Source organism: Nocardioides sp. PD653-B2 (genome assembly GCF_002117935.1).
Lineage (GTDB): Bacteria > Actinomycetota > Actinomycetes > Propionibacteriales > Nocardioidaceae > Nocardioides.
In genome coordinates this window covers 67,380-91,916 of record NZ_BDJE01000042.1, presented here as the reverse complement: position 1 = coordinate 91,916, position 24,537 = coordinate 67,380, and the positions used below count along the sequence as shown (strand labels likewise).

The following is a 24,537-nucleotide window of genomic DNA, read 5'->3' as shown; positions in this document are numbered from 1 at the left end:
GACTCTCATACGACGAGCGGGCGCTCCGTCGGCGCGATCGGCGCCGGCAGCGTCGTCGAACCCGTCAGGAACTCGTCCACCTTCGACGCGGCGGCCCGGCCCTCGGCGATCGCCCAGACGATGAGCGACTGACCGCGACCGGCGTCGCCGGCCACGAACACGCCGGGCACCGACGAGAGGTACGACGCGTCGCGCTTGACGTTGCCGCGCTCGTCGAGGTCGACGCCGAGCTGCTCGATGAGACCGGCCCGCTCGGGGCCGGTGAACCCCATCGCGAAGAGCACCAGCTGGGCCGGGATCTCGTGCTCGGAGCCCTCGACCTCGGTGAACTTGCCGGCCTCGAACTCCACCTCGACCAGGCGCAGCGCGCGCACGTTGCCGTCCTCGTCGCCGAGGAACTCCTTCGTGGAGACGGCGTAGACGCGCTCACCTGCCTCCTCGTGGGCCGAGGAGACCCGGAAGGTCATCGGGTACGTCGGCCACGGCTGGCCCGCCGGGCGGGTCTCCGGGGGCTCGGGCATGATCTCGAGCTGCGTGATCGACGCGGCACCCTGGCGGGTCGACGTGCCGAGGCAGTCGGCACCCGTGTCGCCGCCGCCGATGATCACGACGTGCTTGCCGGTGGCCGTGATCTGGCCCTCGACCTCTTCGCCGAGCGCGACCCGGTTGGCCTGCGGCAGGAACTCCATGGCCTGGTGGATGCCGCCGAGCTCGCGGCCCGGGGCGTCGAGGTCGCGCGCCTGGGTGGCACCCATGGCGAGGACGACGGCGTCGTACCGCTCGCGCAGCTTGTCGCCGGTCATCTTGTCCTCGCCGACGTTGACGCCGGCCCGGAAGACGGTGCCCTCGCGGCGCATCTGCTCGAGGCGCTTGTCGAGGTGCTTCTTCTCCATCTTGAACTCGGGGATGCCGTAGCGCAGCAGGCCGCCGATCTTGTCGGCCCGCTCGTAGACGGCGACCGTGTGACCGGCGCGGGTGAGCTGCTGCGCCGCAGCCAGGCCCGCCGGGCCCGAGCCGATGACGGCGACCGTGCGGCCCGAGAGCCACTCCGGCGGCTGGGGCCGGACCATGCCCGACTCCCAGGCCTTGTCGATGATCGAGACCTCGACGTTCTTGATCGTGACCGGGTCCTGGTTGATGCCCAGCACGCAGGCGGTCTCGCAGGGGGCGGGGCAGAGGCGACCGGTGAACTCCGGGAAGTTGTTGGTCGCGTGCAGGCGCTCGATCGCGCCGTCCCAGTCGTCGCGCCAGACCAGGTCGTTCCACTCCGGGATGATGTTCCCGAGCGGGCAGCCCTGGTGGCAGAACGGGATGCCGCAGTCCATGCAGCGCCCGGCCTGCTCGGTGATGATCGGGAGCAGGGCCCGCCCGGCGCTGCCGGGGTAGACCTCGTTCCAGTCGTGGATCCGCTCCTCGACCGGACGCCGCTCGGCGACCTCGCGGCCGTACTTGAGAAAGCCTTTGGGGTCAGCCATGCTGCGCCACCCCCTCCATTCCTTCGCTTCGCTCATCCATGGAGTGCCTCCATCATCGCGTGCGCCGTCTCGTTCTCGTCCAGGCCGTCGGCTTCCGCCTTGGCCTTGACCTCGAGCGACTTGCGGTAGTCGGTGGGCATGACCTCGGTGAAGCGCGTCAGCGAGGTATCCCAGTCGGCGAGCAGCTCCTCGGCGACCGTCGAACCGGTCTCCTCGAGGTGCGCCCGCACCATCTTCTCGAGCTCGACGGCCGCGTCGCCGGTGACGGGGCCGAGCTCGACGAGCTCCTGGTTGACGCGGCCGGGCAACAGGTCGAGCACCCAGGCCACGCCTCCGGACATGCCGGCCGCGAAGTTGCGACCGGTCTTGCCGAGGACCGCGACGCGGCCGCCGGTCATGTACTCGCAGCCGTGGTCGCCCACGCCCTCGGTCACGACCCGCGCGCCGGAGTTGCGCACGCAGCACCGCTCGCCCACGCCGCCGCGGATGAAGATCTCGCCCGAGGTCGCGCCGTACGCGATCACGTTGCCGGCGATGATCTGCTCGTCGGCCCGGAACGTCGCGGCCCGGTCGGGGCGAACGACGATCCGACCGCCGGACAGACCCTTGCCGACGTAGTCGTTGGCGTCGCCCTCGAGCCGCAGCGTGATGCCCTTCGGCACGAACGCGCCGAACGACTGGCCCGCCGAACCGAGGAACGTGATGTCGATGGTGCCTTCGGGCAGACCGTCACCGCCGTACCTCTTGGTGACCTCGTGGCCGAGGATCGTGCCGACCGTGCGGTTGACGTTGCGGATCGCGACCTGCGCGCGCACCGGCTCCCCGGACTCCAGCGCCGCCTTCGCGAGCGGCACCAGGTCGGTGACGTCGAGCGCCTTGTCGAGGCCGTGGTCCTGGGTCGTCGTGTTGCGCAGCGCGGCGCCCTCGGGGAGCTCGGGCTTGTGCAGGATCGGCGTGAGGTCGAGACCCGCGGCCTTCCAGTGGTCGACCGCCTCGGCGACGTCGAGGGTGTCGACCTGGCCGATCGCCTCGGCGAGGGTGCGGAAGCCCAGCTCGGCCAGGATCTCGCGCACCTCCTCGGCGATGTACTCGAAGAAGTTCACGACGTACTCGGCCTTGCCGGAGTAGCGCTCCCGCAGGACCGGGTTCTGCGTCGCGACGCCCACGGGGCAGGTGTCGAGGTGGCAGACCCGCATCATGATGCAGCCGGAGACCACCAGCGGGGCCGAGGCGAAGCCGTACTCCTCCGCGCCGAGCAGCGCGGCGACCACGACGTCGCGGCCGGTCTTGAGCTGGCCGTCGGTCTGCACGACGATCCGGTCGCGCAGGCCGTTGAGCAGCAGCGTCTGCTGGGTCTCGGCCAGGCCGAGCTCCCAGGGTCCACCCGCGTGCTTGAGCGACGTGAGCGGCGCGGCGCCGGTGCCGCCGTCGTGGCCGGAGATGAGCACCACGTCGGCGTGCGCCTTGGAGACGCCGGTCGCGACCGTGCCGACGCCGACCTCGGAGACCAGCTTCACGTGGACGCGGGCGCTCGGGTTGGCGTTCTTGAGGTCGTGGATCAGCTGCGCCAGGTCCTCGATCGAGTAGATGTCGTGGTGCGGCGGCGGGCTGATCAGGCCCACACCCGGCGTGGAGTGCCGGGTCTTGGCCACCCACGGGTAGACCTTGTTGCCGGGCAGCTGACCGCCCTCGCCGGGCTTGGCGCCCTGCGCCATCTTGATCTGGATGTCGTCGGCGTTGGTGAGGTACTCCGATGTGACACCGAAGCGACCGGACGCGACCTGCTTGATCGAGCTGCGCCGCTCCGGGTCGTAGAGGCGGTCCGGGTCCTCGCCGCCCTCACCGGTGTTGGACTTCGCGCCCAGCCGGTTCATGGCGATCGCGAGGGTCTCGTGCGCCTCCTTGGAGATGGAGCCGTACGACATCGCACCGGTCGAGAAGCGCTTGACGATCTCGGAGACCGGCTCGACCTCCTCGATCGGGATCGGGGCACGCCCGGTCCCCTCGGCGTCCTTGAAGCGGAACATGCCGCGCAGCGTCATCAGCCGCTCGGACTGCTCGTCCACGCGGGAGGTGTACTGCTTGAAGACGTCGTAGCGACCCGCGCGCGTGGCGTGCTGGAGGCGGAAGACGGTCTCGGGGTCGAACAGGTGCGGCTCGCCCTCGCGGCGCCACTGGTACTCGCCGCCGATCTCGAGCTCGCGGTGCGCCGGCGCGATGCCGCCGCGGGGGTACGCCGTGGCGTGCCGCTGCGCGACCTCCTCCGCGATCGTGTCCAGCTCGACGCCGCCGAGCTTGGAGGTCGTGCCGGTGAAGTACTTGTCGACGACCGCCTGCGAGAGGCCGACCGCCTCGAAGATCTGGGCACCGGTGTACGACGCCACAGTCGAGACGCCCATCTTGGACATCACCTTGAGGACGCCCTTGCCGAGCGCCTTGATCAGGTTGGCGACGGCCTTCTCGCCGTCGGTCTTGACGTAGTAGCCCTCGCGGGCGAGGTCCTCGACGGACTCCATCGCGAGGTACGGGTTGACCGCGGCCGCGCCGTACCCGACGAGCAGCGCGACGTGGTGCACCTCGCGCACGTCGCCGGACTCGACCAGCAGCCCGACCTGGGTGCGGGTCTTCTCGCGGACCAGGTGGTGGTGGACCGCACCGGTGAGCAGCAGCGACGGGATCGGGGCCAGCTCGGCCGTGGAGTGCCGGTCGGAGAGCACGATGACGCGGGCGCCGTCGGCGATCGCCGCGGACACCTCCTGGCAGACCTCCTCGATCCGCTCGGCCATCGCCGCTCCTCCGCCCTCGACGGGGTAGAGACCGCGCGCCACGTGGGTGATGAAGCCCGGCATGTCGCCGTCACGGTTGATGTGGCGGATCTTGGCGAGGTCGTCGTTGGAGATGACCGGGAACGGCATCACGACCATCCGACAGGAGGCCGGCGCCGGGTCGAGCAGGTTGGCCTCCGGGCCGATGGTGCCGGCCAGCGACGTGACCAGCTCCTCGCGGATCGCGTCCAGCGGAGGGTTGGTGACCTGGGCGAACAGCTGGCTGAAGTAGTCGAACAGGAGCCGCGGCTTGGCGCTCAGCGCGGCGATGGGCGTGTCGGTGCCCATCGACCCGAGCGGCTCGCCGCCGGTGTTGGCCATCGGGGTGAGGATGACCCGCAGCTCCTCCTCGGTGTAGCCGAAGACCTGCTGGCGGCGGGTCACCGAGGCGTGCGTGTGGATGATGTGCTCGCGCTCGGTGACGTCGTCGAGGTGGATCAGGCCGGCGTGCAGCCACTCGTCGTAGGGGTGCTCCGAGGCGAGCTGGGTCTTGATCTCCTCGTCCTCGATGATCCGGTGCTCGTCGGTGTCGACGAGGAACATCCGGCCCGGCTGGAGCCGGCCCTTGCGGACGATGGAGGCGGGGTCGAGGTCGAGGACGCCGACCTCGGAGGCCAGCACGACCAGGCCGTCGTCGGTGACCCAGTAGCGCGACGGGCGCAGGCCGTTGCGGTCGAGGACCGCGCCGATCTGGGAGCCGTCGGTGAAGACGACGCAGGCGGGGCCGTCCCACGGCTCCATCATCGTGGAGTGGAACTCGTAGAACGCGCGGCGCTTGGCGTCCATCTCGGCGTGGTTCTCCCACGCCTCGGGGATCATCATCAGCACCGAGTGGGGCAGCGTCCGGCCACCCATGTGGAGGAGCTCGAGGACCTCGTCGAACGACGCCGAGTCGGAGGCCCCCGGGGTGCAGATCGGGAAGAGCCGCTCGAGGTCGCCCGGGATCAGGTCGGAGTCGAGCAGCGCCTCGCGGGCCCGCATCCAGTTGCGGTTGCCCATCACGGTGTTGATCTCGCCGTTGTGGGCGATGAACCGGAACGGGTGCGCCAGCGGCCAGCTCGGGAACGTGTTCGTCGAGAAGCGGGAGTGCACGACGGCCAGCGCCGAGGCGACCCGCTCGTCGACCAGGTCGGGGAAGAAGTTGTCGAGCTGGTCGGTCGTGAGCATGCCCTTGTAGGCGAGCGTGCGCGACGACAGCGACGGGAAGTACACGTCGGTCTCGCGCTCGGCGCGCTTGCGCAGGCAGAAGGCGAGCCGCTCGAGCGCCATCCCGGTCACGCGGGAGCCGGCGCCGGCCACGAACAGCTGGCTGAACGACGGCATCACGCCCAGGGCGGTCTTGCCGAGGATGTCGGGCTGGGTCGGGACGTCGCGCCAGCCGAGGACGGTCAGGCCCTCCTCGGCCGCGATCTCCTCGATCCGGCGTCGGGTCTTGGTGACCTCCTCGTCGTCGCCGGGCAGGAAGGCCGTGCCGACGGCGTACGCGTGCTGGCCCGGGAGCTCGAAGCCGGCCTCGGCGGTCACGGCGCGCAGGAACGCGTCCGGGACCTGCATCAAGATGCCGGCACCGTCGCCCGAGTTGGGCTCGGCGCCCGCGGCTCCGCGGTGCTCGAGGTTGCGCAGGGCCGTGAGGGCCTTGGCAACGATGTCGTGACTGGCGACGCCGGTCAGGGTCGCGACGAACGCCACACCACACGCATCGTGCTCGTGGCGGGGGTCGTAGAGCCCTTGGGGCGGCGGGAATGCGTGCGAGTAGGGCACCGGGCATTCTCCCGTCGTCTTCAGCGCCGCACGGACCCCACGACGTTGTCGGGGCCGCCGGCGAATCGGCTGTGCATGGGCAGGGGACGACATTGGCCCTAGCGGAGTCATCAGATTATCACCCGGTCGGGCGCTCTTGCTCCGTCACGTCGGACGCGGACACGGGCGGGACGGGCCCGGTCAGCTCGCGCCCGGGGGGCCGTCACGGTCGGCGGCGGCCTGTTCCGAGGCTACGTCGTCCCCCTCCGGCGCGGAAGGGGTGCCGAGCACCGAGGCCTCGGGGCCGCGGCCGTCGTCGTAGACCTGCTCCTCGCGACCGGGGCGCATCCGGCTGCTGACCAGGAACCAGATCAGCGCGGCCACGAACAGCACGATCGAGGTCCACACGTTGAAGCGCAGCCCGCCGACGTCCTTGAGCTCGACGTCGTCGATGCGCAGCATCTCGATCCAGCCGCGGCCGAGCGTGTAGATCATGATGTAGAGCGCGACCACCCGGCCGTGGCCGAGCCGGAACCGACGGTCCAGCCACACCAGCAGCACGAAGCCCGCCAGGCACCACAGGCACTCGTAGAGGAACGTCGGGTGGAACAGCGTCCCGGCGGGATAGCCGAGGCCGAGCGCGGTGTCGTCGCTGACCGAGAGGCCCCAGGGCAGCTTCGTCGGCCTGCCGAAGAGCTCCTGGTTGAACCAGTTGCCCCACCGGCCGATGGCCTGGGCGACCAGCACCCCGGGTGCCATCGCGTCGAGCACCGGCAGCAGCTTGATGCCCTTGCGGCGCGCGCCGATGATGACGCCGACCGCGCCGAAGGCGATCGAGCCCCACACCCCGAGGCCGCCGCGCCAGATGTACAGGGCGTCGATCGCGTGCCGACCGGCGCCGAAGTAGAGGTCGTGGTCGGTGGCGACGTGGTAGAGCCGCCCGCCGACCAGGCCGAAGGGGACCGCCCAGATCGCCAGGTCCTGGATGTCGCCGGAGCGACCCCCGCGGGCGACCCAGCGGCGCTCGCCGATCCAGATCGCGGCGACGATGCCGAGGATGATCGCCAAGGCGTAGCCACGCAGTGGGAACGGTCCGAGGTACCACTCCCCCGACGAGGGGCTCGGGATCGAGAGCAGCGTCAGTGCGGTGGTCATCGGTCAGTCCTCGTTCAGCAAGGTGTGGATGTCGGCGGCGTACTGGGCCGAGGACGTCGCCTCGCCCCAGTAGACAGTGCCCTCGTCGTCGCCGTCGATCCCGGTGATGGTCGTGCCGTGGGTGACGTCGTAGCCGCCCGAGGGCAGCTTCTGGCCCTTCTCGACCCCGACGCCGAGCGGCAGGGCCACGTCGGCGATGGTGCCGATGTCACCGGTCAGGCCCACGAAGGACGGGTCGTAACCGTCGAGGTACTTCCGCAGCACGGGGGCGGTGTCGCGCACCGGGTCGGTCGTCACGAACACGACGTCGACCCGGTCGCGGTCGCTCTCGTCGAGGCGGGTCATCGCCGACGCGAGGCTGGACATCACCTGGCCGCAGATGTCCGGGCAGTGCGTGTAGCCGAAGAAGACCAGGGTCAGCGGCTTGTCGGTGTCGTCGGCCAGCGAGTAGGGCTCATCGCCCGTATCGGTGAGCGGGGTGCTCAGGACCTCGAACGGCGGGTCCAGCCGGTTGCCGCTGAAGTCGCCGTCCGACCCGCCGCCGCAGGCCGCGAGCGCGCCCAGGCAGAGCAGCGCGGCCAGCGCGGCCACGGTGCTACGCACGCCGGACGCCTCCGGCGAGGTCCTCGGTGAGGGCGGTGAGGGCGCGCAGGCCCGCGGCGCGGTCGTCGGCGTGGTCGAGCAGCACCCGCACGAACGCCGAGCCGACGATGACGCCGTCGGCGTACGCCGCGATCTCGGCCGCCTGGTCGCCGTTGCTCACGCCGAGCCCGACGCCGACAGGGAGGTCCGTGAGCGCCTTCGTGCGGGCGACGAGCGGGCCGGCGAGGTCGCTGGTCGTCGTCCGGGCGCCGGTGACGCCCATGACCGCGGTCGCGTAGACGAACCCGCGGCAGGCGGCCGTGGTCATCGCGATCCGCTCGTCGGTCGACGAGGGCGCGACCAGGAAGATCTTGTCGAGGTCGTGCTCGTCGGCGGCGGCGATCCAGTCGGGTCCGCTGTCGGGGGTCAGGTCGGGCGTGATCAGGCCCGCTCCCCCGGCGTTGGCCAGGTCGGCGGCGAAGCGCCCCACCCCGTACTTCTCGATCGGGTTCCAGTAGGTCATCACGACCGTGGGCGTGCCGGTAGCGGCGACCGCCTCGACCGTGCGCAGCACGTCGGCGGTGCGGACGCCGCGCTCCAGCGCGGCCTGGGCGGCGGCCTGGATGGTCGGACCGTCCATGACCGGGTCGCTGTAGGGCAGGCCGATCTCGATCACGTCGCAGCCGGCGTCGACCATCGCGAGCAGCCCGTCGATGGCGCCCGGCACGTCGGGGTAGCCGGCCGGCAGGTAGCCCACCAGCGCGGCGCGGCCGTCGGCGCGTGCCTTCTCGAAGGCGATCGACACGCTCATCGGACGTCCCCCACGGGCTCTTCGGTCACCTGGTCGGACAGCACCACGTCCTCGTGGCCCAGCCCGAAGTACTCGATGGCGGTCTCCATGTCCTTGTCGCCCCGGCCGCTGAGGTTGATCAGCATCGTGACCTCGGGGCCCTTCTCGGCGGCGAGCTGCTCGGCGACCTTGAGCGCGCCGGCGATCGCGTGCGCCGACTCGACCGCCGGGATGATCCCCTCGGTGCGGCTGAGCAGCGCCAGCGCCTGCATGGCCTCGTCGTCGGTGACCGGGAGGTACGTCGCCCGGCCGACCGCGGCGAGGTGGGCGTGCTGCGGCCCGACGCCCGGGTAGTCGAGACCGGCCGAGATCGAGTGGGACTCGATGGTCTGGCCGTCCTCGTCCTGCAGCACGTAGGTGCGGGCGCCGTGCAGCACGCCGCGGTCGCCGGCGTGGATGGTGGCGGCGTGCCGCCCGGTCTCGAAGCCGTCGCCACCCGCTTCGAAGCCGTAGATCGCGACGTCCTCGTCGTCGAGGAAGGCGGTGAACAGCCCGATCGCGTTCGACCCGCCGCCGACGCAGGCGGCGATGGCGTCGGGCAGCGCGCCGTACTGCTCCAGGCACTGGGCGCGGGCCTCGTCTCCGATGCCGCGGGTGAAGTCGCGGACCATGCTCGGGAACGGGTGCGGGCCGGCGGCGGTGCCGAAGAGGTACGCCGTGTGGTCGACGCTCGCGACCCAGTCGCGCAGCGCCTCGTTGATCGCGTCCTTGAGGGTCGCGCTGCCGGAGTCGACCGGCACGACCTTGGCGCCGAGGAGATGCATCCGGGCGACGTTGAGCGCCTGGCGCTTGGTGTCCACCGAGCCCATGTAGACGGTGCAGTCGAGGCCGAAGTAGGCGGCGGCGGTCGCGCTGGCGACACCGTGCTGGCCGGCCCCGGTCTCGGCGATCACGCGGGTCTTGCCCATCCGGCGGGTGAGCAGGGCCTGGCCGAGCACGTTGCGGATCTTGTGGGCGCCGGTGTGGTTGAGGTCCTCGCGCTTGAGCAGGATCCGGGCGCCGACCTTCTGGCTCAGCCGCTCGGCGTGGTAGAGCGGGCTCGGGATCCCGGCGTAGTCCCGCAGGATCGCCTCGAACTCCGCCACGAACTCCGGGTCGGCCATCGCCTCGTGCCAGGCGACCGTGAGCTCGTCGAGCGCGGCCACGAGCGCCTCGGGCATGAACCGGCCGCCGAACCCCGTCCCGGCACCGCCGAACCAGCCCTGGGCGTCGGCGTCGTAGCTGGGGGGACGTGCCTGGTGGGTGGTCATGCCTGCACTCCTGTCATGCTCGCGACGGCCCGCTCGGGGTCGCCGTCCTTCACCAGTGCCTCGCCGACGAGCACCGCACCGGCGCCCTCGCGGACGAAGCGCTTGACGTCGTCGGGCCCGAAGATGCCGGACTCGGCGACTTTGACCCGGTCATCGGGGATCTGCGGCGCGAGCCGGCCGAACGTGTCGTCGTGGATCTCGAGGGTCTTGAGGTTGCGGGCGTTGACGCCGACCAGCTCGGCGCCCAGCTCGACCGCGCGCTCGGTCTCGGCCTCGTCGTGGACCTCGACCAGCACCGTCAGCCCGAGCTCGCGGGCCTCGTCGTGGAGCCGCCGGAGCTCGTCGCCGGGCAGCGCCGCGACGATCAGGAGAGCCAGGTCGGCGCCCGCGGCACGGGCCTCCACGAGCTGGTAGGTCGTGACGATGAAGTCCTTGCGCAGCAGGGGGACGTCGACCGCCGCGCGGACGGCGCGCAGGTCGTCGAGGCTGCCCCCGAAGCGGCGGCGCTCGGTGAGCACGCTGATCGCGGCCGCCCCGCCGGCGGCGTACGCCCGCGCCAGCACGGTCGGGTCGGGGATGTCGGCCAGGTCGCCCTTGCTGGGACTGCGCCGCTTCACCTCGGCGATCACGCTCGAGCCGGGGGCACGCAGCTGCGGCATCGGGTCGAGCGGCGGGTCGACGTCGGCCAGGGCTGCCCGCAGGTCGGTGAGGCTGGCCGCGGACTCCCGCTCGGCGAGATCGACCCGCACGCCGGCGACGATGTCATCGAGCACGGACATGCGGCGAACTCCAACGTCAACGAACGGGTGCGGGCGTCTCAGTGTTTCACGGCGGCGGTTGCGTCCCGACGACGGTCCGTCCGGGGTAGGGTCCGCTCCAAGCGGCCGACAGACGGAACGGCCACAACGAAGGGTTCGACCACGTGAGCTACTCAGAACCGCCCCCGCCGCCGCAGTACGGCGCACCCGTCCCGCCGGCCGGCGGGACCCCGCCCAAGACGGCCGGCAAGGCCATCGCCTCGATGGTGACCGGCCTGGTCGGCCTCCTCACGATCTGCTGCGGGTTCCTCGTCGTCAGCAGCATCGTGGCGCTCGTGCTCGGCATCCTGGCCCGCAAGGAGATCAGGAACTCCAACGGTGCCCTCAAGGGCGACGGCATGGCGCTGACCGGCATCATCACCGGCATCGTCGGCATCATCATGGTCATCATCTCGATCATCCTGGTCGCGACCGGTGTCATCGACACGAACTTCGAGTACAGCAGCTGACCCACGCACTCAGCTCAGAAGGCCGGTCTCCCTGCGGGAGGCCGGCCTTCGTACGTCCCGGGTGGGACTACGGCGCGAGCCAGGAGCCGGCCGGGATGTTGCGCAGCACGGCGAAGACCACACCGAGCGCGCAGAACACCACCGTCGCCACGGTGATCAACCGGGTGTCGGGCTCACGCTCGCGCCCGGTCCAGCGGTCGACCGCCCAGCGCCCGAGCAGGAACACCAGGAGCGGGAGCACCGCCACGAAGAGCAGGTTGCTGGACGCGGCCGCACCGACCTGGCCCCGGGTGAGGTCGTTGACCGCCCGCAGGCCGCCGCAGCCGGGGCACCAGAAGCCCATCGCCGCGCTCGGGCAGTAGCCCCAGGAGCCGCTGTCGTGCGGGTCGCGGACGTGCAGGGCCACGGTGGCCAGGGCGAGACCGCCGATCGTGAACGTCGGGGCCGCCATCCGCTGCCACCGGCTCGGCTCCGCGGCTGCGGCCGGCGGCTGCCCGGTGGGGCGCGCGGTGGCGGTCATCGTCGAGCTGTCCGGCTCAGTGCTCGGACTCGGTGTGGTAGCCGAGCTTGGCCATCACGGCGAAGATGACCAGGGAAGCCACGCCGATCCCCACGCCGATGTAGAAGATCAGCCAGTTGATCTGGTCGACGTCGATCAGCATGCCGACGGCGGCGACCACGAAGCCGAGCATGGCGACGGTGACGGCCGTCCAGGCTGCGGGAGTGTTGCCGTGACTGTCAGACATGCGGGGCTCCTCGGGGCGGTTCAGGTGGGCGACGATCGTGCGTGTGCAGTCTATTCAGTGTCGTCACGCGGTGGGGTCGCGACCCTCGTCGAGCGCCTTCCAGAGGTCGAGACTGGTCTGCTCCTCCGGCTCCCGGGCCGGGGGTGTGCTCGACGCAGCGGTGCCGGGTGCGTCGTACCGGGTGCCCATCTCGGGCCAGTCCGGCACCCACGCGACCGCGAGCACGGTCACGCCGACCGAGAGCAGGGTGCCGATCCCGGCCGCGAAGTACCAGAGCGTGTGGCCGATGCCCGCGTCGGTGACGCCGACCTCGGCGAGGTCGGCGCGGAGCTGGTCGGGAACCGCGGACCAGGCCATCACCACCGCGACCAGGGCGCCGCCGCTCGCCAGGACGCCGAGCGCGGCGACGGCCCGGCGGACCCGGCCGCGGGTGACGAGCACGACCCCCCAGCAGGCGAGCACGACCAGTCCGAGGGCGGTCACGAGCGGCAGGTGGGCGTCGTACGTCACGAAGCCACCGGCCGCCGCGCGCGCCGCGCGGCCCGAGGCGTCGGCGGCGGGCTGGTCTCCCGCGACCGCGACCAGGCCACCGGCCACGAGGCCGAGCAGCACCACCGGACCGAACGTCCGGCGGCGACTCTCAGGCACCGTCGTGGACCAGGTCGGCGTCGAAGCAGGTGCGGTCGCCGGTGTGGCACGCCGCGCCGACCTGGTCGACCTTCACCAGGAGGGTGTCGCCGTCACAGTCGAGCCGGACCTCCTTGACCCACTGCACGTGGCCCGAGGTGTCGCCCTTGATCCAGTACTCCTGACGCGAGCGGCTCCAGTAGGTCGCCCGGCCGGTCGCCATCGTGCGGGCCAGTGCCTCGTCGTCCATCCAGCCGAGCATCAGCACCTCGCCGGTGTCGTGCTGCTGCACCACGGCCGGCACCAGCCCTTCGGCGGTGCGCTTGAGCCGGTCGGCGATCGCGGGGTCGAGGGAAGTCACGCCGTCATTATTCCGCGTGGGTGGTTTCGAGGCTCAGGCGCGGGGCGCCTTCGCACCTCAACCACCGCGACGGTGGTTGAGGTGCGAGGAGCGCCAGCGACGAGCCTCGAAACCACCTCGGCAGGGTCATGAGCCTTGTTGGCTGACCCACGAGGCGTGCAGACCGGCGTAGACCGACCCCTCCTGGGCGACCAGGTCGGCGTGCGGGCCGCGCTGCACGATCCGGCCCTTGTCGACGACCACGACCTCGTCGGCGTTCTCGGCGGTGGAGAGGCGGTGCGCGATGGTGATCGACGTGCGGCCGCTCATCAGCCGCTCGAGGGCGCGGCCGATGCGCATCTCGAGGGCCGGGTCGACGGCACTCGTGGCCTCGTCGAGGACGAGCAGGTCGGGGTCGGCGAGCTGGGCGCGCAGCAGTGCGACGAGCTGGCGCTCCCCCGCCGACATCGACTCGCCGCGCTGGCCGACGGCGGTGTGGATGCCGCGCGGCAGCCCCGCGAGCCAGTCGTCCAGGCCGAGCTCGCGGGCGGCAACGAGGATGTCGTCCTCGGTGGCGTCGAGCTTGCCGTAGCGGACGTTGGCCTCGATGGTGTCGTCGAAGAGGAAGCCCTCCTGCGGCACGAGCACGACGCTGCGACGCAGCGACTCGTGGGCGATCCGGCGCACGTCGACGCCGTCGAGGAGGACGGCGCCCTCGGACGGGTCCATCAGGCGGGTCACCAGCTTGGCGACGGTGGACTTGCCGGAGCCGGTCTCGCCGACGACGGCGAGGCGGGTGCCGGAGGCGATGTCGAGGTCGATGTCGCGCAGCACGGGCGGCCCACCGGGGTAGGCGAAGGTCACGCCGTCGAGGCGGACGTCGATCGGTCCGCGCGGCAGCGTCCGCCCGTCGGGTCCGGGGTCGACCAGGTCGGCCGGCGTCTCCAGGATGCCGATGACACGGCGCCAGCCCGCGATCGCGTTCTGCCCGTCGGTGAGGATCTGGGTCCCCATCTGCACCGGGCCGACGAAGAGCGTCACCAGGAACGCGAAGGCCAGCACCTTGCCGGCGGTGATGTCGTCGGCGAAGCCGAGCCAGATGCCGACGATCAGCACGCCGGCGTTGGCGAGGCCCGCGGACAGGCCGCCCAGCGAGAACGACACGGCGGTGAAGCCCTGGGCACGGGTGCTGGCCGTCTTGTACTCGTCGATGGCCTCGTCGATGCGGGCCTGGGTGCGGGCCTCGACGGCGTACGACCGCACGACGGCCGCGCCGACCACGGGCTCGGAGATCGCGGAGAGCATCAGGCCGACCTGCTGGCGCACGGTGCGGTAGGCGTCGGACAGCTTGCGCTGGAAGTACTTCAGCGACAAGAAGAGCGGCGCGAAGCAGACCCACACGACGAGTGCGAGCTGCCAGCTGTAGATCAGCATCACCACCGTCGCGACCAGCACCTGCCCGACGCTCACCACCAGCAGCAGGCCGCCGAACACCAGGAACTGGCTGACCTGGTCGACGTCGCTGGTCACCCGCGAGACCAGGGCGCCGCGGCGCTCGGTGTTCTGGGTGAGCAGCGGCAGGTCGTGGACGTGGCGGAAGGCCTTGATCCGGAGCGTGGCGAGGCCGCGCTCGGCGCTGGTGAACAGCCGGCGGGTCATGGCGTACGACGCCCAGCTGGTCACCATCAGGGCGAGCGCGGCACCGATGCCCATCAGCACCGTGAACGACACGTCCGGGCCGTCGGGGCCGTTGAGTCCCTGGTCGAGGGTCTGCTGGACCGCGACCGGCACGATGATCTGGCCGACCGACGCGAGCGCGGCGAGGACGAGGGTCCAGCCGACGCCCTCCTTGAGCTCGGGCGAGAAGTGGACGCCGCGGCGGATGGTCTCGATCGCGCCCATCTCGTCGCCGGAGTCCATGGCCGTGCCCTGCTCGAGGGCGGTCATGACGGGTCCTCCACGAGCTCGGTCCCGAGATCGAGGGCGGAGTGTTCGTAGGCGTTGACGAGACGGGCGTAGGCCGGGCTCCGCTCGAGCAGGTCGGCGTGGGTGCCGCGGTCGGCGACCCGGCCGTCCTCGAGGTGGACCACCTCGTCGGCGAGCCCGATCGTGGCCTTGCGGTAGGCGACCACGACGAGCGAGGCCCCGGTGCCGCCCGAGCGGAGCGCCTCGAGGATCCGGGCCTCGACCTCCGGGTCGACCGCCGACGTCGCGTCGTCGAGGATCAGCAGCCGCGGCCGGCGCACGAGCGCCCGGGCCAGCGAGATGCGCTGCCGCTGGCCGCCCGAGAGCGACGTGCCACGCTCGCCCAGCCGGCTGTCGAGACCCTCCGGCAGCGCGGCGACGAAGCCGTCGGCCTGGGCCGCGCGCAGCGCCGCCCACACGTCGTCGTCGGTGAGGTCCGTGGCGCCGAGGGTGATGTTGCCGCGCACGGTGTCGTCGAAGAGGAAGGCGGTCTGGGGCACGATCGCGACGGTCTCGGCGAGCTGGCCGCGAGCGAGGTCGCGCAGGTCGGTGCCGTCGAGGAGGATCCGCCCGCCGTCGGGGTCGACGAGACGGGTCAGCAGGTGGGTGAGCGTGCTCTTGCCCGACGCGGTGGCCCCGACGACGGCGACCGTCCGACCGGGCTCGACGGTGAAGGAGACGTCCTCGAGGAGTCCCTGGTCGGTGTCGTAGCGGTAGGCGAGGTGCTCGACGGACAGCCGGGCGCCCGAGCCGGAGTCGCGGTCGGCCTCCCGGTCGCCGTACGCCATCTCGCCGGTCGCCCGCAGGACGTGCTGCACCCGGTCGAAGCCGACCACGCTGCGCGGGAACTCCCCCAGCAGCCAGCCGATCGACCGGATCGGGAAGGACACGATCGTCAGCAGGTAGGCGATGGTCACGACGTCGCCCGGGTCGGTGGCGCCGTGCAGCACCCGCTCGACGCCGACGGCGAGCACGATCAGCACCCCGACGTTGGGCAGCGCCGCGAGCGTCGGGTCGAACGCCGCGCGGATCCGGCCGGCCCGGATGTTGACGTCGCGCAGGGCCAGCGCCTTGTCGGCGAAGCGCCCGGTCTCCTCGGTCTCGCGGCCGAGGGTCTTGACGACCATCGCGCCGTCGAAGGACTCGTGGGCGACCTCGCTCAGCTCCGCACGGAGCTGCTGGGCCTTGGTCATCAGCGGCGACGCTCGCCGCTGGTAGGCGAGGTTGGCGAGGACCACGGCCGGGAACACCAGCAGTCCGACCAGCGCCATCACCACGTCCGCGGCGAACATCTGGGCGATCGCGATCACCATCATCGCGAGGGTGCCGACGGCCATCGGCAGCGGCGCGATCGGCCCCCACGCGGCCTCGACGTCGGAGTTCGCGTTGGAGAGCAGCTGCCCGGTCGGGTGCCGCTGGTGCCACTCCATCGGGAGGGTGAGGTACTGCCGGGTCACGGCGCGCCGGGTGTGGGCCTGCATGCGGTACTGCATGACCCCGGCGCCGAGGCGGCGGGCGACGATGCCGACCGCGCGCAGGATCGCGACCCCGACGAAGAGCGCCAGGACCGCGAGCAGCATGTCGGCACCGATCTCGCCGTCTCGGAAGGCGGGGAGCACGACGTGGTCGGTGGCCCAGCCGAGCACCCAGGCGTCGGCCACGGTCAACGCACCGAAAAGCAGGCTGCCGACGGTCGAGAGGGTGAAGATCCACGGCTCGCGCCGGATCGCCACGGCGAGTACGGCGAAGCCCTCGCGGGTCGTGCCGCGCCGGCTGCGCCGTTGGTCCGTCACCTGTGTCGTGCCTCTTCTCGTGTCAGCCGCTGACAACCCAGCGGGACGGTCAGGGTATTCCCGGGTACGGACAATAGGCTCGCCGGTATGAGTGCGTCCCTGGCCCGCCGCGAGCGCGCCGACCTCTGCGACCTCGCCCTCGTCCTCGGCGAGGACGCCCCGACCCTGTGCGGTGGCTGGGACGCCAAGGACCTCGTCACGCACCTGCTGGTGCGCGAGCGCCGCCCGGTCGGCGCGGCCGGCATCGTGGTCGGCCCGCTCTCCGCCCTCACCGAGCGGTCGATGGCCCGCTACCGGCGCCAGGACTTCGGCGTGCTCGTCGAGAAGCTGCGCTCGCCCGGCCTCTCGCCGTACGCCCTCCCGCCGGTCGAGAAGGCCGCCAACACGCTCGAGTACCTGGTCCACCTCGAGGACCTGCGCCGCGCCCAGCCCGACTGGCAGCCGCGCGCGCTCGAGCCGGCCGACCTCGACGAGCTGTGGCGCCAGCTGCGCGGGGGCGCGGCGTTCCTCGGCCGGTCGCTGCCGGTCCCGGTCGTCTTCCACCGCGCCGACTCCGGTGCCGAGGTGACCATGCGCCGGGGCCCGGACCCGGTGACCGTGACCGGGCCGGTCGTCGAGCTGGTGCTGTTCCTCTTCGGCCGCCGGGCCGTCGCCGGGGTCGAGATCACGGGCCCGGACGACGCGGTCGAAGCGGTGCGCTCGGCGGACCTGGGGGTCTGAACCGGTTTTCCGCAGGTCGACGGGCGTACGCTGTCACTCCACCCCCTCGGGAGGCACCATGATGTTCTGGTTGATCGTCCTCGCGGTCGTCGTCGTGCTCGGAGCCCTCGCGTGGTGGACCAGCGGCCGCAAGAAGCCGGGCGGCGTGGACGCCGAGGAGTTCCGGCGGGCCCGCGAGAAGTCCGAGGGCGACGTCGCCATCCGCTCCGGGCGTCCCGTGGAGGGTCACGGCACCGGCCACGGCAACCCGTTCAACTCCATCTAGGAGACCCCGTGATGTTCTGGCTCGTCGCCCTGGTGGTCGTCGTCGTCCTCGGCGCGCTCGCCTGGTGGACCAGCGGGCGGCCCCGCCGCGGTGGGGTGGATGCCGACAAGATGCGGCGGAGCACGCTGGACTCCCAGAACGACGCGTCCGACCGCGCCAACCGCCCCGGCCCCGGCCCAGGCCCGATCGGTCCGATCGCCTAGCGCACCGGGTGGCCCGCGGCCGCGAGCGACTGCTTGACGTCCGCGATCCGCAGCGTGCCGAAGTGGAAGACGGTGGCGGCCAGCACGGCGTCCGCACCCGCGTCGACCGCGGGCGGGAAGTGCTCGACGGCGCCCGCGCCCCCCGACGCGATCACCGGGATGGTGACCTCACGGCGTACGGCGCGGATCAGCTCGAGGTCGAAGCCCTCCTGGGTGCCGTCGGCGTCCATCGCGTTGAGCAGGATCTCGCCGGCGCCCAGCTCGGCGGCCCGCACGGCCCACTCGAGGGCGTCGAGCCCGGCGGACTTGCGGCCCCCGTGGGTGGTGACCTCGAAGCCGGACGCCGTCCCCGGCGCGCGGCGGGCGTCGACCGAGAGGACCAGGACCTGGCTGCCGAACCGGTCGGCGATCTCGGCGACCAGCCCGGGCCGGTGGATGGCCGCGGTGTTCACGGCGATCTTGTCGGCGCCGGCGCGCAGCAGCCGGTCGACGTCCTCCACGCTGCCGACTCCCCCGCCGACGGTCAGCGGGATGAAGACCTCCTCCGCGGTGCGCGACACGATCTCCATCGTGGTGGCGCGGCCCTCGTGGGAGGCCGAGATGTCGAGGAACGTCAGCTCGTCGGCGCCCTCGGCGTCGTAGATCCGCGCCAGCTCGACCGGGTCACCCGCGTCGCGCAGCTCCTGGAAGTTGATGCCCTTGACCACGCGGCCGGCGTCGACGTCGAGGCACGGGATCACGCGGACCGCGAGGCTCACCGCGGGCCCCGGGTGAGGGCGAGCGCGTCCTCGAGGGTGAACCGGCCCTCGTAGAGCGCGGTGCCGGCGATCGCGCCCTCGACGCCGACCGGCACGAGGCCCATCAGCGCCTCGATGTCGGCGAGCGTGGTCACGCCGCCGGACGCGACGACCGGGCGGTCGGTCGCGGCGCAGACGTCCTGCAGCAGCTGGAGGTTGGGACCCTGGAGCATGCCGTCCTTGTTGACGTCGGTGACGACGTAGCGGGCGCAGCCCTCGGCGTCGAGCCGGGCGAGTACGTCGTACAGGTCGCCACCGTCGCGGGTCCAGCCGCGGGCCGCGAGCGTCCGGCCGCGGACGTCGAGGCCGATCGCGATCCGGTCGCCGTGCTCGGCGATGATGCGCGCGCACCACTCCGGCTGCTCGAGCGCGGCGGTGCCGATGTTGACCCGGCGGCAGCCGGTCGCCAGTGCGGCCTCGAGCGACTCGTCGTCGCGGATGCCGCCGCTCATCTCGACCTTGATGTCGAGGGCGCCGACGATCTGCGCCTGGAGCTCACGGTTGCTCCCCCGGCCGAAGGCCGCGTCGAGGTCGACCAGGTGCAGCCACTCGGCGCCGGCGTCCTGCCACCGCATCGCGGCGGCCACCGGGTCGCCGTAGGCGCGCTCGGAGCCGGCGACGCCCTGGGCGAGCTGGACGGCCTGACCCTCGGTGATGTCGACGGCGGGGAGGAGCTCGAGGTAGTCGGACATGGGTTCCTTCAGGATCGGCGGAAGAGCATCGTGTACAGGACGGGCGCGGCGAGCAGGCTGACCACCAGGGCGGCCAGGCTGACGCCCCAGTCCCGGAGGAAGACCCAGACCAGGACGTTGAGCGCCAGCAGCAGCGCGATCGTCGCCCCGGTCTGCTTGCGGCGCCGCTCGGCGATGATCCCGGTCGGCCTGGCTCGCCGCTTCGGCAGCTGGGAGGTCACCGCGCGGAGCCGGGCGGCGCGGCGCTCCTGGCGCTCGGCCTCGGCGGCCCGGGCGGCAGCCAGCACGGCGGCCTCCCGCTCGCGCTCGGCCCGGCGCTGGGCGCGTTCCTTGCTCATCCCAGCGACCGGACCCAGTTGCGCAGCAGGGCCGCACCGGCCTCGCCCGACTTCTCCGGGTGGAACTGGGTCGCGGTGAGGGGGCCGTTCTCGACGGCGGCGACGAACCGGTCACCGCCGTGCTCGGCCCAGGTCACCAGCGGCGCGCGGGTGCGCCCGTCGGTCTCGAGCTCCCAGGCGCGCACGCCGTACGAGTGCACGAAGTAGAAGCGCTCGTCGGCGATGCCCTCGAAGAGGGTGCTGCCCTCGGGCACCTCGACGGTGTTCCACCCCATGTGGGGCACGACGGGCGCCTGGATCCGCTCCACCACGCCCGGCCACTCGTCGCAGCCCTCGGTCTCGACGCCGTGCTCGACGCCACGCTCGAAGAGGATCTGCATGCCGACGCAGATGCCGAGCACCGGGCGCCCGCCCGCGAGCCGGCGACCGATGATGCGCTCGCCCTTGATCGCGCGCAGGCCGGCCATGCACGAGGCGTAGGCGCCGACCCCCGGCACGACCAGGCCGTCGGCCTGGAGGGCAGCGTCGAAGTCGCCGGTGAGCGTCACCTCCGCGCCGGCGCGTTCGACAGCGCGCACGGCGGAGCGGAGGTTCCCCGATCCGTAGTCGAGGACGACGACACCGGGCTTCGTGCTCAGAGTGCACCCTTGGTGCTCGGGACCCCGGTCTCGCGCGGGTCGAGCGCGACCGCGTCGCGGAAGGCCCGCGCGAACGCCTTGAACTGGGTCTCGACGATGTGGTGCGGCTCGCGGCCGGCCAGCACGCGGACGTGCAGCGCGATGTGGGCGTGGAAGGCGAGCGTCTCGAAGACGTGGCGGGTCAGCGAGCCGAGGTAGTCGCCCCCGAGGACGACGTACTGCTGGCCCTCGGGCTCGCCGGTGTGCACGCAGTAGGGGCGCCCGGACACGTCGACGACGGCCTGCACCAGCGCCTCGTCGAGCGGCACGGTCGCGTCGCCGAAGCGGCGGATCCCGGCCTTGTCGCCGAGCGCCTCGCGCAGCGCCTGGCCCAGCACGATGGCGGTGTCCTCGACGGTGTGGTGGGCGTCGATGTGGGTGTCGCCCGCGGTCTGGACGGTCAGGTCGACGAGCGCGTGGCGGGCGAACGAGATCAGCATGTGGTCGTAGAAGCCGACGCCGGTGGAGACGTCGTGGCGTCCGGAGCCGTCGAGGTCGACCTCGACGAGCACCTTCGACTCGCTGGTCTGTCGCTCGATGCGTGCTGTCCTGCTCATCTCTCTGCCTCTTCCATGACCTGGGTCAGTGCTTCCTTGAAGGTCTGCATCTCGTCGGCCGTGCCGATCGAGACGCGCAGCCAGCCGTCGGGGCCGGTCTCCCGGATCAGCACACCCCGGTCGAGCAGCCCCTGCCACACAGCATGACGGTCCCGGAAGGTCCCGAACAATGCGAAATTGGCGTCGCTGTCGGCGACCAGCAGCCCGCGGCCGCGCAGCCACGCCACCGTGTCGTCGCGCTCGGCCCGCAGCTGGTCGACCTTGCCGAGCAGCTCGGGGGCGTGCCGCAGCGCCGCCAGCGCGGTCGCCTGGGTGACCGCGGAGAGGTGGTAGGGCAGGCGGACGACCCGGATCGCGTCGCAGATCTCCGGCGCCGCGGCGAGGTAGCCCACCCGGGCACCGGCCAGCGCGAACGCCTTGCTCATGGTCCGGCTGACGACGAGGTTGCGGTGCCGCGGCAGCAGCTCGAGCGCACTCGGGGTGCCGGCCCGCCGGAACTCGCCGTACGCCTCGTCGACGACGACGATCCCACCCTGCTCCGTGCTGGCGGCCGCCTCGCAGAGCGTGGTCACCGCGTCGAGCGGGAGCGCGGTGCCGGTCGGGTTGTTGGGGCTCGGCAGCAGCACGACGCTCGGCTGCTTCTCCTTGACCAGGTCGCGCGCGTGGTCGAGGTCGAGCGAGAAGTCGGTCTCGCGGTGGCCGACGACCCACGCGGTGACCGAGTCACGGGCGTACTCGGGGTACATCGAGTACGTCGGGGCGAAGCTCAGCGCCACCCGGCCCGGACCGCCGAAGGCCTGGAGCAGCTGGAGCATCACCTCGTTGGAGCCGTTCGCCGCCCACACCTGCTCGGGGGTCACGCCGTGGCCGAGGTAGTCGGCCAGCGCGGTGCGCAGCTCGGTGAACTCGCGGTCGGGGTAGCGGTTCAGGGTCGTCGCCGCCGCCGCGACGGCGGCCGCGATGTCGGCCGCGCAGGCCGGCGAGGGCCCGTACGGGTTCTCGTTGACGTTGAGCTGGACGGACACGTCCAGCTGGGGGGCGCCGTACGGCTCGATGCCGCGCAGCTCCTCCCGCAGCGGAGGCCAGGTCATCGCTCGAACCGAACCGAGACCGCGGCGCCGTGGCCGGGCAGGTCCTCCGCCGCGGCGAGCGTGACGACGTGGCCGGCGACGGCCTCGAGCGCCTCGCGGGAGTAGTCGACGACGTGCACCGACTTGGTGAACGCGCGCACCGACAGCCCCGAGGAGTGGCAGGCGCAGCCGCCGGTGGGCAGCACGTGGTTGGAGCCGGCGCAGTAGTCGCCGAGGCTGACCGGGGCGTACGGCCCGACGAAGATCGCACCCGCGTTGCGGACCCGGGCGGCGTACGACGCGGCGTCGGCGGTGTGGATCTCGAGGTGCTCGGCGGCGTAGGCGTTGACCACGGCCAGGCCCTGCTCGAGGTCGTCGACGAGCACGATGCCCGACTGGCTGCCCGCGAGGCTGGTGCGGATCCGCTCGACGTGACGGGTCGCGGAGACCTGCTTGTCGAGCTCGGCCTCGACGTCGGCGGCCAGCGCCTCGCTCGGGGTGACGAGCACCGCGGCGGCGAGCGGGTCGTGCTCGGCCTGGCTGATCAGGTCGGCGGCCACGAACGCCGCGTCGGCGGTGTCGTCGGCCAGGATCGCGATCTCGGTGGGGCCGGCCTCGGAGTCGATGCCGACCTGTCCCTTGAGCAGCCGCTTGGCGGTGACCGTGTAGATGTTGCCGGGGCCGGTGACCAGGTCGACCCGGTCGCAGGGGCCGGTGCCGTAGGCGAACATGGCGATCGCCTGGGCACCCCCGACGGCGTAGACCTCCTCGACGCCGAGCAGCGCACACGCGGCCAGGATCGTCGGGTGCACGGAGCCGCCGAACTCCTTCTGCGGCGGGCTCGCGAGCGCGATCGACTCGACGCCGGCAGTCTGGGCGGGGACGACGTTCATCAGCACGCTGGACACCAGCGGCGCGAGGCCGCCGGGGACGTAGAGGCCGACCCGGCCGACCGGCACCTTGCGGTGGGTCACCCGGGCGCCGGGGCCGAGGTCGGTGACCGCGTCCTGCTCGAGCTCGGCCGCGCAGGTCAGGCGCAGCCGGCGGATCGACTCGTCGAGCGCGGCTCGGATCGCCGGGTCGAGGTTCGCGAGCGCGTCGGCCAGGTCGGCCGCGGGCACGCGGATGTCGTCGACGGTCACGCCGTCGAACTTCTCGCCGTACTCCCGGATGGCGTCGAGCCCGCGGGTGCGGACCGCCTCGCAGATCGCATGCACGGCGGGCACCGCAGCCTCGACGTCGAAGTCGGCGCGCGGCACGGCTTCGCGGTAGTCGACGGAGCCGGGCGCGGCTCCACGCAGGTCGATGCGGCGGATCATGGGTCAATCGTACGAGGCGCCACGCCTGAGCAGCACACGGCGACAGTCGATGGACGGGCTAGGTTGAAGGGGTGAGCGACACGCTGCCGATGTTCCCGCTGAACGCGGTGCTGTTCCCCGGGGTGAGCGTGCCGTTGACGGTCTTCGAGGACCGCTACCGCGCGCTCGTGCACCACCTGCTCCGCGTGGAGGACCCCGCCGAGCGGGTGTTCGGCTCGGTGGGCATTCGTGAGGGCTACGAGGTCGGCGACCACGGCGCGCAGTCGCTCTACCGAGTCGGTTGCCGGGTGCAGCTGACCGAGGTCGAGGGCCACGCCGACGGCACGTTCGACGTGGTCGCGGTCGGGCTCGAGCGGATCCAGCTCGACCGGCTCGACACGACCGGCAACTTCCCGGTCGGCCACGTCACCGAGCTGCCCGACCCGGTGGCCGACGTGCCGGAGTCGATCCTCGAGCGAGCACGGGTCACCTTCACGGCCTACCGCGCTGCGCTGGCGGGCATCCGCAGCGACCCGTACTCCGGGGCGCTCCCCCGCGACCCGACGTACCTCTCCTGGACGCTGGCCGCGGTGGCGCCGCTGCCGATGCAGGAGCGGCAGGCGCTGCTCGAGGCCGAGGACGCCGGTGAGCGGCTGGTGCTGGTCACCGACCTGCTGCGCGCCGAGCTCCGGTTCATGAACGTGATCCCGTCCTTGCCGGCAACCGAGGTGGCCCGCACTCGGTGGAGTCCCAACTAGGACGATGGCCAAGAAGAAGTCCGCCGGAGGAACCCCGGCCACCGTCGCCCTGACCCGCGCCGGGATCGCCTTCACGCTGCACGAGTACGACCACGATCCGCGGGCGGCGTCCTACGGGCTCGAGGCAGCGGCGGCGCTCGGGGTGGAGCCCGCCAGCGTGTTCAAGACGCTGATGGCGACCGTCGACGGGGTGCTCACCGTCGGCATCGTGCCGGTGTCCGGCCAGCTCGACCTCAAGGCGCTGGCCCGGGCCCGCAGCGCGAGCAGGGCCGCGATGGCCGAGGTCGCCGCGGCCGAGAGGGCCACCGGCTACGTCGCCGGCGGCATCTCGCCGGTCGGCCAGCGGCGCCCGCACCCGACCGTCGTGGACGAGTCGGCGCTCGGCTTCGACACGGTCTACGTCTCCGGCGGCCGGCGCGGCCTCGACCTCGGGATCGCGCCCGCCGACCTGGTGGCCGTGACGGGCGCGATGGTGGCCCCGATCGGCCGACAGCAGGCCTAGGTCTCGACACGCGGCTCGCTCGACCACCATCAGCGGATCCGCTGC

At 72.2% G+C, this 24,537-nt stretch carries 26 protein-coding genes; 6 read left to right on the top strand and 20 right to left on the bottom strand.

Annotation, left to right across the window (positions count from 1 at the left end; translation table 11 throughout):
• Positions 1–5: 5 nt before the first annotated feature.
• From PD653B2_RS18435 to trpC, 7 genes are all read right to left on the bottom strand, one after another.
• The gene (locus PD653B2_RS18435) at positions 6–1,475 is read right to left on the bottom strand and encodes a glutamate synthase subunit beta (protein WP_085873861.1); all 1,470 of its coding nucleotides are present in this window, start codon (positions 1,473–1,475) and stop codon (positions 6–8) included.
• A 32-nt stretch (positions 1,476–1,507) separates the two neighbouring features.
• Entirely contained in the window at positions 1,508–6,061 is a 4,554-nt protein-coding gene (gene gltB / locus PD653B2_RS18430) for a glutamate synthase large subunit (RefSeq protein ID WP_242665339.1), read from the bottom strand.
• A gap of 180 nt (positions 6,062–6,241) precedes the next feature.
• Positions 6,242–7,195 carry a prolipoprotein diacylglyceryl transferase gene (gene lgt, locus PD653B2_RS18425; RefSeq protein WP_085873859.1) on the bottom strand — a complete coding sequence of 318 codons (954 nt, stop codon included), beginning with the start codon at positions 7,193–7,195 and terminating at the stop codon, positions 6,242–6,244.
• 3 nt (positions 7,196–7,198) lie between these two features.
• A complete protein-coding gene (locus PD653B2_RS18420) occupies positions 7,199–7,798 on the bottom strand; it encodes an SCO family protein (protein WP_085873858.1) in 600 nt (199 codons plus the stop codon).
• Positions 7,791–8,588 carry a tryptophan synthase subunit alpha gene (gene trpA, locus PD653B2_RS18415; protein WP_085873857.1) on the bottom strand — a complete coding sequence of 266 codons (798 nt, stop codon included), beginning with the start codon at positions 8,586–8,588 and terminating at the stop codon, positions 7,791–7,793. Before trpA ends, PD653B2_RS18420 begins: the two co-directional genes overlap by 8 nt.
• Positions 8,585–9,877, bottom strand: coding sequence for a tryptophan synthase subunit beta (trpB, locus tag PD653B2_RS18410; protein WP_085873856.1), 1,293 nt, complete (start codon positions 9,875–9,877; stop codon positions 8,585–8,587). The genes trpA and trpB overlap by 4 nt, the downstream gene beginning before the upstream one ends.
• Complete coding sequence (trpC, locus tag PD653B2_RS18405) at positions 9,874–10,656, bottom strand: indole-3-glycerol phosphate synthase TrpC (protein ID WP_085873855.1); 783 nt, start codon at positions 10,654–10,656, stop codon at positions 9,874–9,876. The genes trpB and trpC overlap by 4 nt, the downstream gene beginning before the upstream one ends.
• Positions 10,657–10,799: 143 nt before the next feature.
• On the opposite strand from trpC, the gene PD653B2_RS18400 reads away from it, so the two are divergent.
• Positions 10,800–11,144 (top strand): DUF4190 domain-containing protein, encoded by a 345-nt coding sequence (locus PD653B2_RS18400; RefSeq protein ID WP_085873854.1) that lies wholly within the window; start codon positions 10,800–10,802, stop codon positions 11,142–11,144.
• A 67-nt stretch (positions 11,145–11,211) separates the two neighbouring features.
• Here the strand turns inward: PD653B2_RS18400 and PD653B2_RS18395 are convergent, their stop codons facing one another.
• The 6 genes from PD653B2_RS18395 to PD653B2_RS18370 all read right to left on the bottom strand — a co-directional run bounded on the left by PD653B2_RS18395 (position 11,212) and on the right by PD653B2_RS18370 (position 16,615).
• Positions 11,212–11,664 carry a DUF2752 domain-containing protein gene (locus tag PD653B2_RS18395; RefSeq protein ID WP_085873853.1) on the bottom strand — a complete coding sequence of 151 codons (453 nt, stop codon included), beginning with the start codon at positions 11,662–11,664 and terminating at the stop codon, positions 11,212–11,214.
• A gap of 16 nt (positions 11,665–11,680) precedes the next feature.
• Positions 11,681–11,890: an HGxxPAAW family protein gene (locus tag PD653B2_RS18390; protein WP_085873852.1), complete on the bottom strand. Its 210-nt coding sequence runs from the start codon at positions 11,888–11,890 to the stop codon at positions 11,681–11,683.
• Positions 11,891–11,953: 63 nt separating this feature from the next.
• On the bottom strand, positions 11,954–12,538 hold the full coding sequence (locus PD653B2_RS18385; protein WP_085873851.1) for a Trp biosynthesis-associated membrane protein: 585 nt from the start codon (positions 12,536–12,538) through the stop codon (positions 11,954–11,956).
• Positions 12,531–12,878, bottom strand: a complete 348-nt coding sequence (gene hisI / locus PD653B2_RS18380; protein ID WP_085873850.1) for a phosphoribosyl-AMP cyclohydrolase — start codon at positions 12,876–12,878, stop codon at positions 12,531–12,533. Before hisI ends, PD653B2_RS18385 begins: the two co-directional genes overlap by 8 nt.
• Before the next feature lie 126 nt (positions 12,879–13,004).
• The gene (locus PD653B2_RS18375; protein ID WP_085873849.1) at positions 13,005–14,804 is read right to left on the bottom strand and encodes an ABC transporter ATP-binding protein; all 1,800 of its coding nucleotides are present in this window, start codon (positions 14,802–14,804) and stop codon (positions 13,005–13,007) included.
• Positions 14,801–16,615 (bottom strand): ABC transporter ATP-binding protein, encoded by a 1,815-nt coding sequence (locus tag PD653B2_RS18370; protein ID WP_085873848.1) that lies wholly within the window; start codon positions 16,613–16,615, stop codon positions 14,801–14,803. The genes PD653B2_RS18375 and PD653B2_RS18370 overlap by 4 nt, the downstream gene beginning before the upstream one ends.
• 87 nt (positions 16,616–16,702) lie before the next feature.
• On the opposite strand from PD653B2_RS18370, the gene PD653B2_RS18365 reads away from it, so the two are divergent.
• From PD653B2_RS18365 to PD653B2_RS18355, 3 genes are read left to right on the top strand one after another with little or no spacing between them, the layout of a single operon-like run.
• Complete coding sequence (locus tag PD653B2_RS18365) at positions 16,703–17,335, top strand: TIGR03085 family metal-binding protein (RefSeq protein ID WP_085873847.1); 633 nt, start codon at positions 16,703–16,705, stop codon at positions 17,333–17,335.
• Positions 17,336–17,393: 58 nt separating this feature from the next.
• Complete coding sequence (locus PD653B2_RS18360; protein WP_085873846.1) at positions 17,394–17,600, top strand: hypothetical protein; 207 nt, start codon at positions 17,394–17,396, stop codon at positions 17,598–17,600.
• Positions 17,601–17,608: 8 nt separating this feature from the next.
• Positions 17,609–17,803, top strand: a complete 195-nt coding sequence (locus tag PD653B2_RS18355) for a hypothetical protein (protein ID WP_133058935.1) — start codon at positions 17,609–17,611, stop codon at positions 17,801–17,803.
• Here the strand turns inward: PD653B2_RS18355 and hisF are convergent.
• The 7 genes from hisF to hisD are packed head-to-tail and all read right to left on the bottom strand — an operon-like array spanning position 17,800 to position 23,253.
• Positions 17,800–18,561, bottom strand: coding sequence for an imidazole glycerol phosphate synthase subunit HisF (hisF, locus tag PD653B2_RS18350; RefSeq protein ID WP_085873844.1), 762 nt, complete (start codon positions 18,559–18,561; stop codon positions 17,800–17,802). The genes PD653B2_RS18355 and hisF overlap by 4 nt on opposite strands.
• A complete protein-coding gene (priA, locus tag PD653B2_RS18345) occupies positions 18,558–19,292 on the bottom strand; it encodes a bifunctional 1-(5-phosphoribosyl)-5-((5-phosphoribosylamino)methylideneamino)imidazole-4-carboxamide isomerase/phosphoribosylanthranilate isomerase PriA (RefSeq protein WP_085873843.1) in 735 nt (244 codons plus the stop codon). The genes hisF and priA overlap by 4 nt, the downstream gene beginning before the upstream one ends.
• A gap of 8 nt (positions 19,293–19,300) precedes the next feature.
• Entirely contained in the window at positions 19,301–19,630 is a 330-nt protein-coding gene (locus PD653B2_RS18340; RefSeq protein ID WP_085873842.1) for a hypothetical protein, read from the bottom strand.
• The gene (gene hisH, locus PD653B2_RS18335; RefSeq protein WP_085873841.1) at positions 19,627–20,268 is read right to left on the bottom strand and encodes an imidazole glycerol phosphate synthase subunit HisH; all 642 of its coding nucleotides are present in this window, start codon (positions 20,266–20,268) and stop codon (positions 19,627–19,629) included. Before hisH ends, PD653B2_RS18340 begins: the two co-directional genes overlap by 4 nt.
• Positions 20,265–20,864 (bottom strand): imidazoleglycerol-phosphate dehydratase HisB, encoded by a 600-nt coding sequence (hisB, locus tag PD653B2_RS18330; RefSeq protein ID WP_085873840.1) that lies wholly within the window; start codon positions 20,862–20,864, stop codon positions 20,265–20,267. The genes hisH and hisB overlap by 4 nt, the downstream gene beginning before the upstream one ends.
• Complete coding sequence (locus PD653B2_RS18325) at positions 20,861–21,955, bottom strand: histidinol-phosphate transaminase (protein WP_085873839.1); 1,095 nt, start codon at positions 21,953–21,955, stop codon at positions 20,861–20,863. Before PD653B2_RS18325 ends, hisB begins: the two co-directional genes overlap by 4 nt.
• Positions 21,952–23,253, bottom strand: a complete 1,302-nt coding sequence (hisD, locus tag PD653B2_RS18320; protein WP_085873838.1) for a histidinol dehydrogenase — start codon at positions 23,251–23,253, stop codon at positions 21,952–21,954. Before hisD ends, PD653B2_RS18325 begins: the two co-directional genes overlap by 4 nt.
• Positions 23,254–23,324: 71 nt before the next feature.
• Here hisD and PD653B2_RS18315 point away from each other — a divergent pair, with 71 nt between their 5' ends.
• Positions 23,325–23,990 (top strand): LON peptidase substrate-binding domain-containing protein, encoded by a 666-nt coding sequence (locus PD653B2_RS18315; RefSeq protein ID WP_085873837.1) that lies wholly within the window; start codon positions 23,325–23,327, stop codon positions 23,988–23,990.
• 4 nt (positions 23,991–23,994) lie between these two features.
• On the top strand, positions 23,995–24,492 hold the full coding sequence (gene ybaK / locus PD653B2_RS18310) for a Cys-tRNA(Pro) deacylase (protein WP_085873836.1): 498 nt from the start codon (positions 23,995–23,997) through the stop codon (positions 24,490–24,492).
• The last annotated feature ends 45 nt before the right edge of the window (positions 24,493–24,537 follow it).

Excerpts from the sequence above, each read along its gene's own strand:
- PD653B2_RS18435 (WP_085873861.1), bottom strand. The coding sequence starts at position 1,475 with ATGGCTGACCCCAAAGGCTTTCTCAAGTACGGCCGCGAGGTCGCCGAG.
- lgt (WP_085873859.1), bottom strand. The coding sequence starts at position 7,195 with ATGACCACCGCACTGACGCTGCTCTCGATCCCGAGCCCCTCGTCGGGG.
- trpA (WP_085873857.1), bottom strand. The coding sequence starts at position 8,588 with ATGAGCGTGTCGATCGCCTTCGAGAAGGCACGCGCCGACGGCCGCGCC.
- trpB (WP_085873856.1), bottom strand. The coding sequence starts at position 9,877 with ATGACCACCCACCAGGCACGTCCCCCCAGCTACGACGCCGACGCCCAG.
- trpC (WP_085873855.1), bottom strand. The coding sequence starts at position 10,656 with ATGTCCGTGCTCGATGACATCGTCGCCGGCGTGCGGGTCGATCTCGCC.
- PD653B2_RS18395 (WP_085873853.1), bottom strand. The coding sequence starts at position 11,664 with ATGACCGCCACCGCGCGCCCCACCGGGCAGCCGCCGGCCGCAGCCGCG.
- PD653B2_RS18390 (WP_085873852.1), bottom strand. The coding sequence starts at position 11,890 with ATGTCTGACAGTCACGGCAACACTCCCGCAGCCTGGACGGCCGTCACC.
- PD653B2_RS18375 (WP_085873849.1), bottom strand. The coding sequence starts at position 14,804 with ATGACCGCCCTCGAGCAGGGCACGGCCATGGACTCCGGCGACGAGATG.
- PD653B2_RS18365 (WP_085873847.1), top strand. The coding sequence starts at position 16,703 with ATGAGTGCGTCCCTGGCCCGCCGCGAGCGCGCCGACCTCTGCGACCTC.
- PD653B2_RS18360 (WP_085873846.1), top strand. The coding sequence starts at position 17,394 with ATGATGTTCTGGTTGATCGTCCTCGCGGTCGTCGTCGTGCTCGGAGCC.
- priA (WP_085873843.1), bottom strand. The coding sequence starts at position 19,292 with ATGTCCGACTACCTCGAGCTCCTCCCCGCCGTCGACATCACCGAGGGT.
- PD653B2_RS18340 (WP_085873842.1), bottom strand. The coding sequence starts at position 19,630 with ATGAGCAAGGAACGCGCCCAGCGCCGGGCCGAGCGCGAGCGGGAGGCC.
- hisB (WP_085873840.1), bottom strand. The coding sequence starts at position 20,864 with ATGAGCAGGACAGCACGCATCGAGCGACAGACCAGCGAGTCGAAGGTG.
- PD653B2_RS18325 (WP_085873839.1), bottom strand. The coding sequence starts at position 21,955 with ATGACCTGGCCTCCGCTGCGGGAGGAGCTGCGCGGCATCGAGCCGTAC.
- hisD (WP_085873838.1), bottom strand. The coding sequence starts at position 23,253 with ATGATCCGCCGCATCGACCTGCGTGGAGCCGCGCCCGGCTCCGTCGAC.
- ybaK (WP_085873836.1), top strand. The coding sequence starts at position 23,995 with ATGGCCAAGAAGAAGTCCGCCGGAGGAACCCCGGCCACCGTCGCCCTG.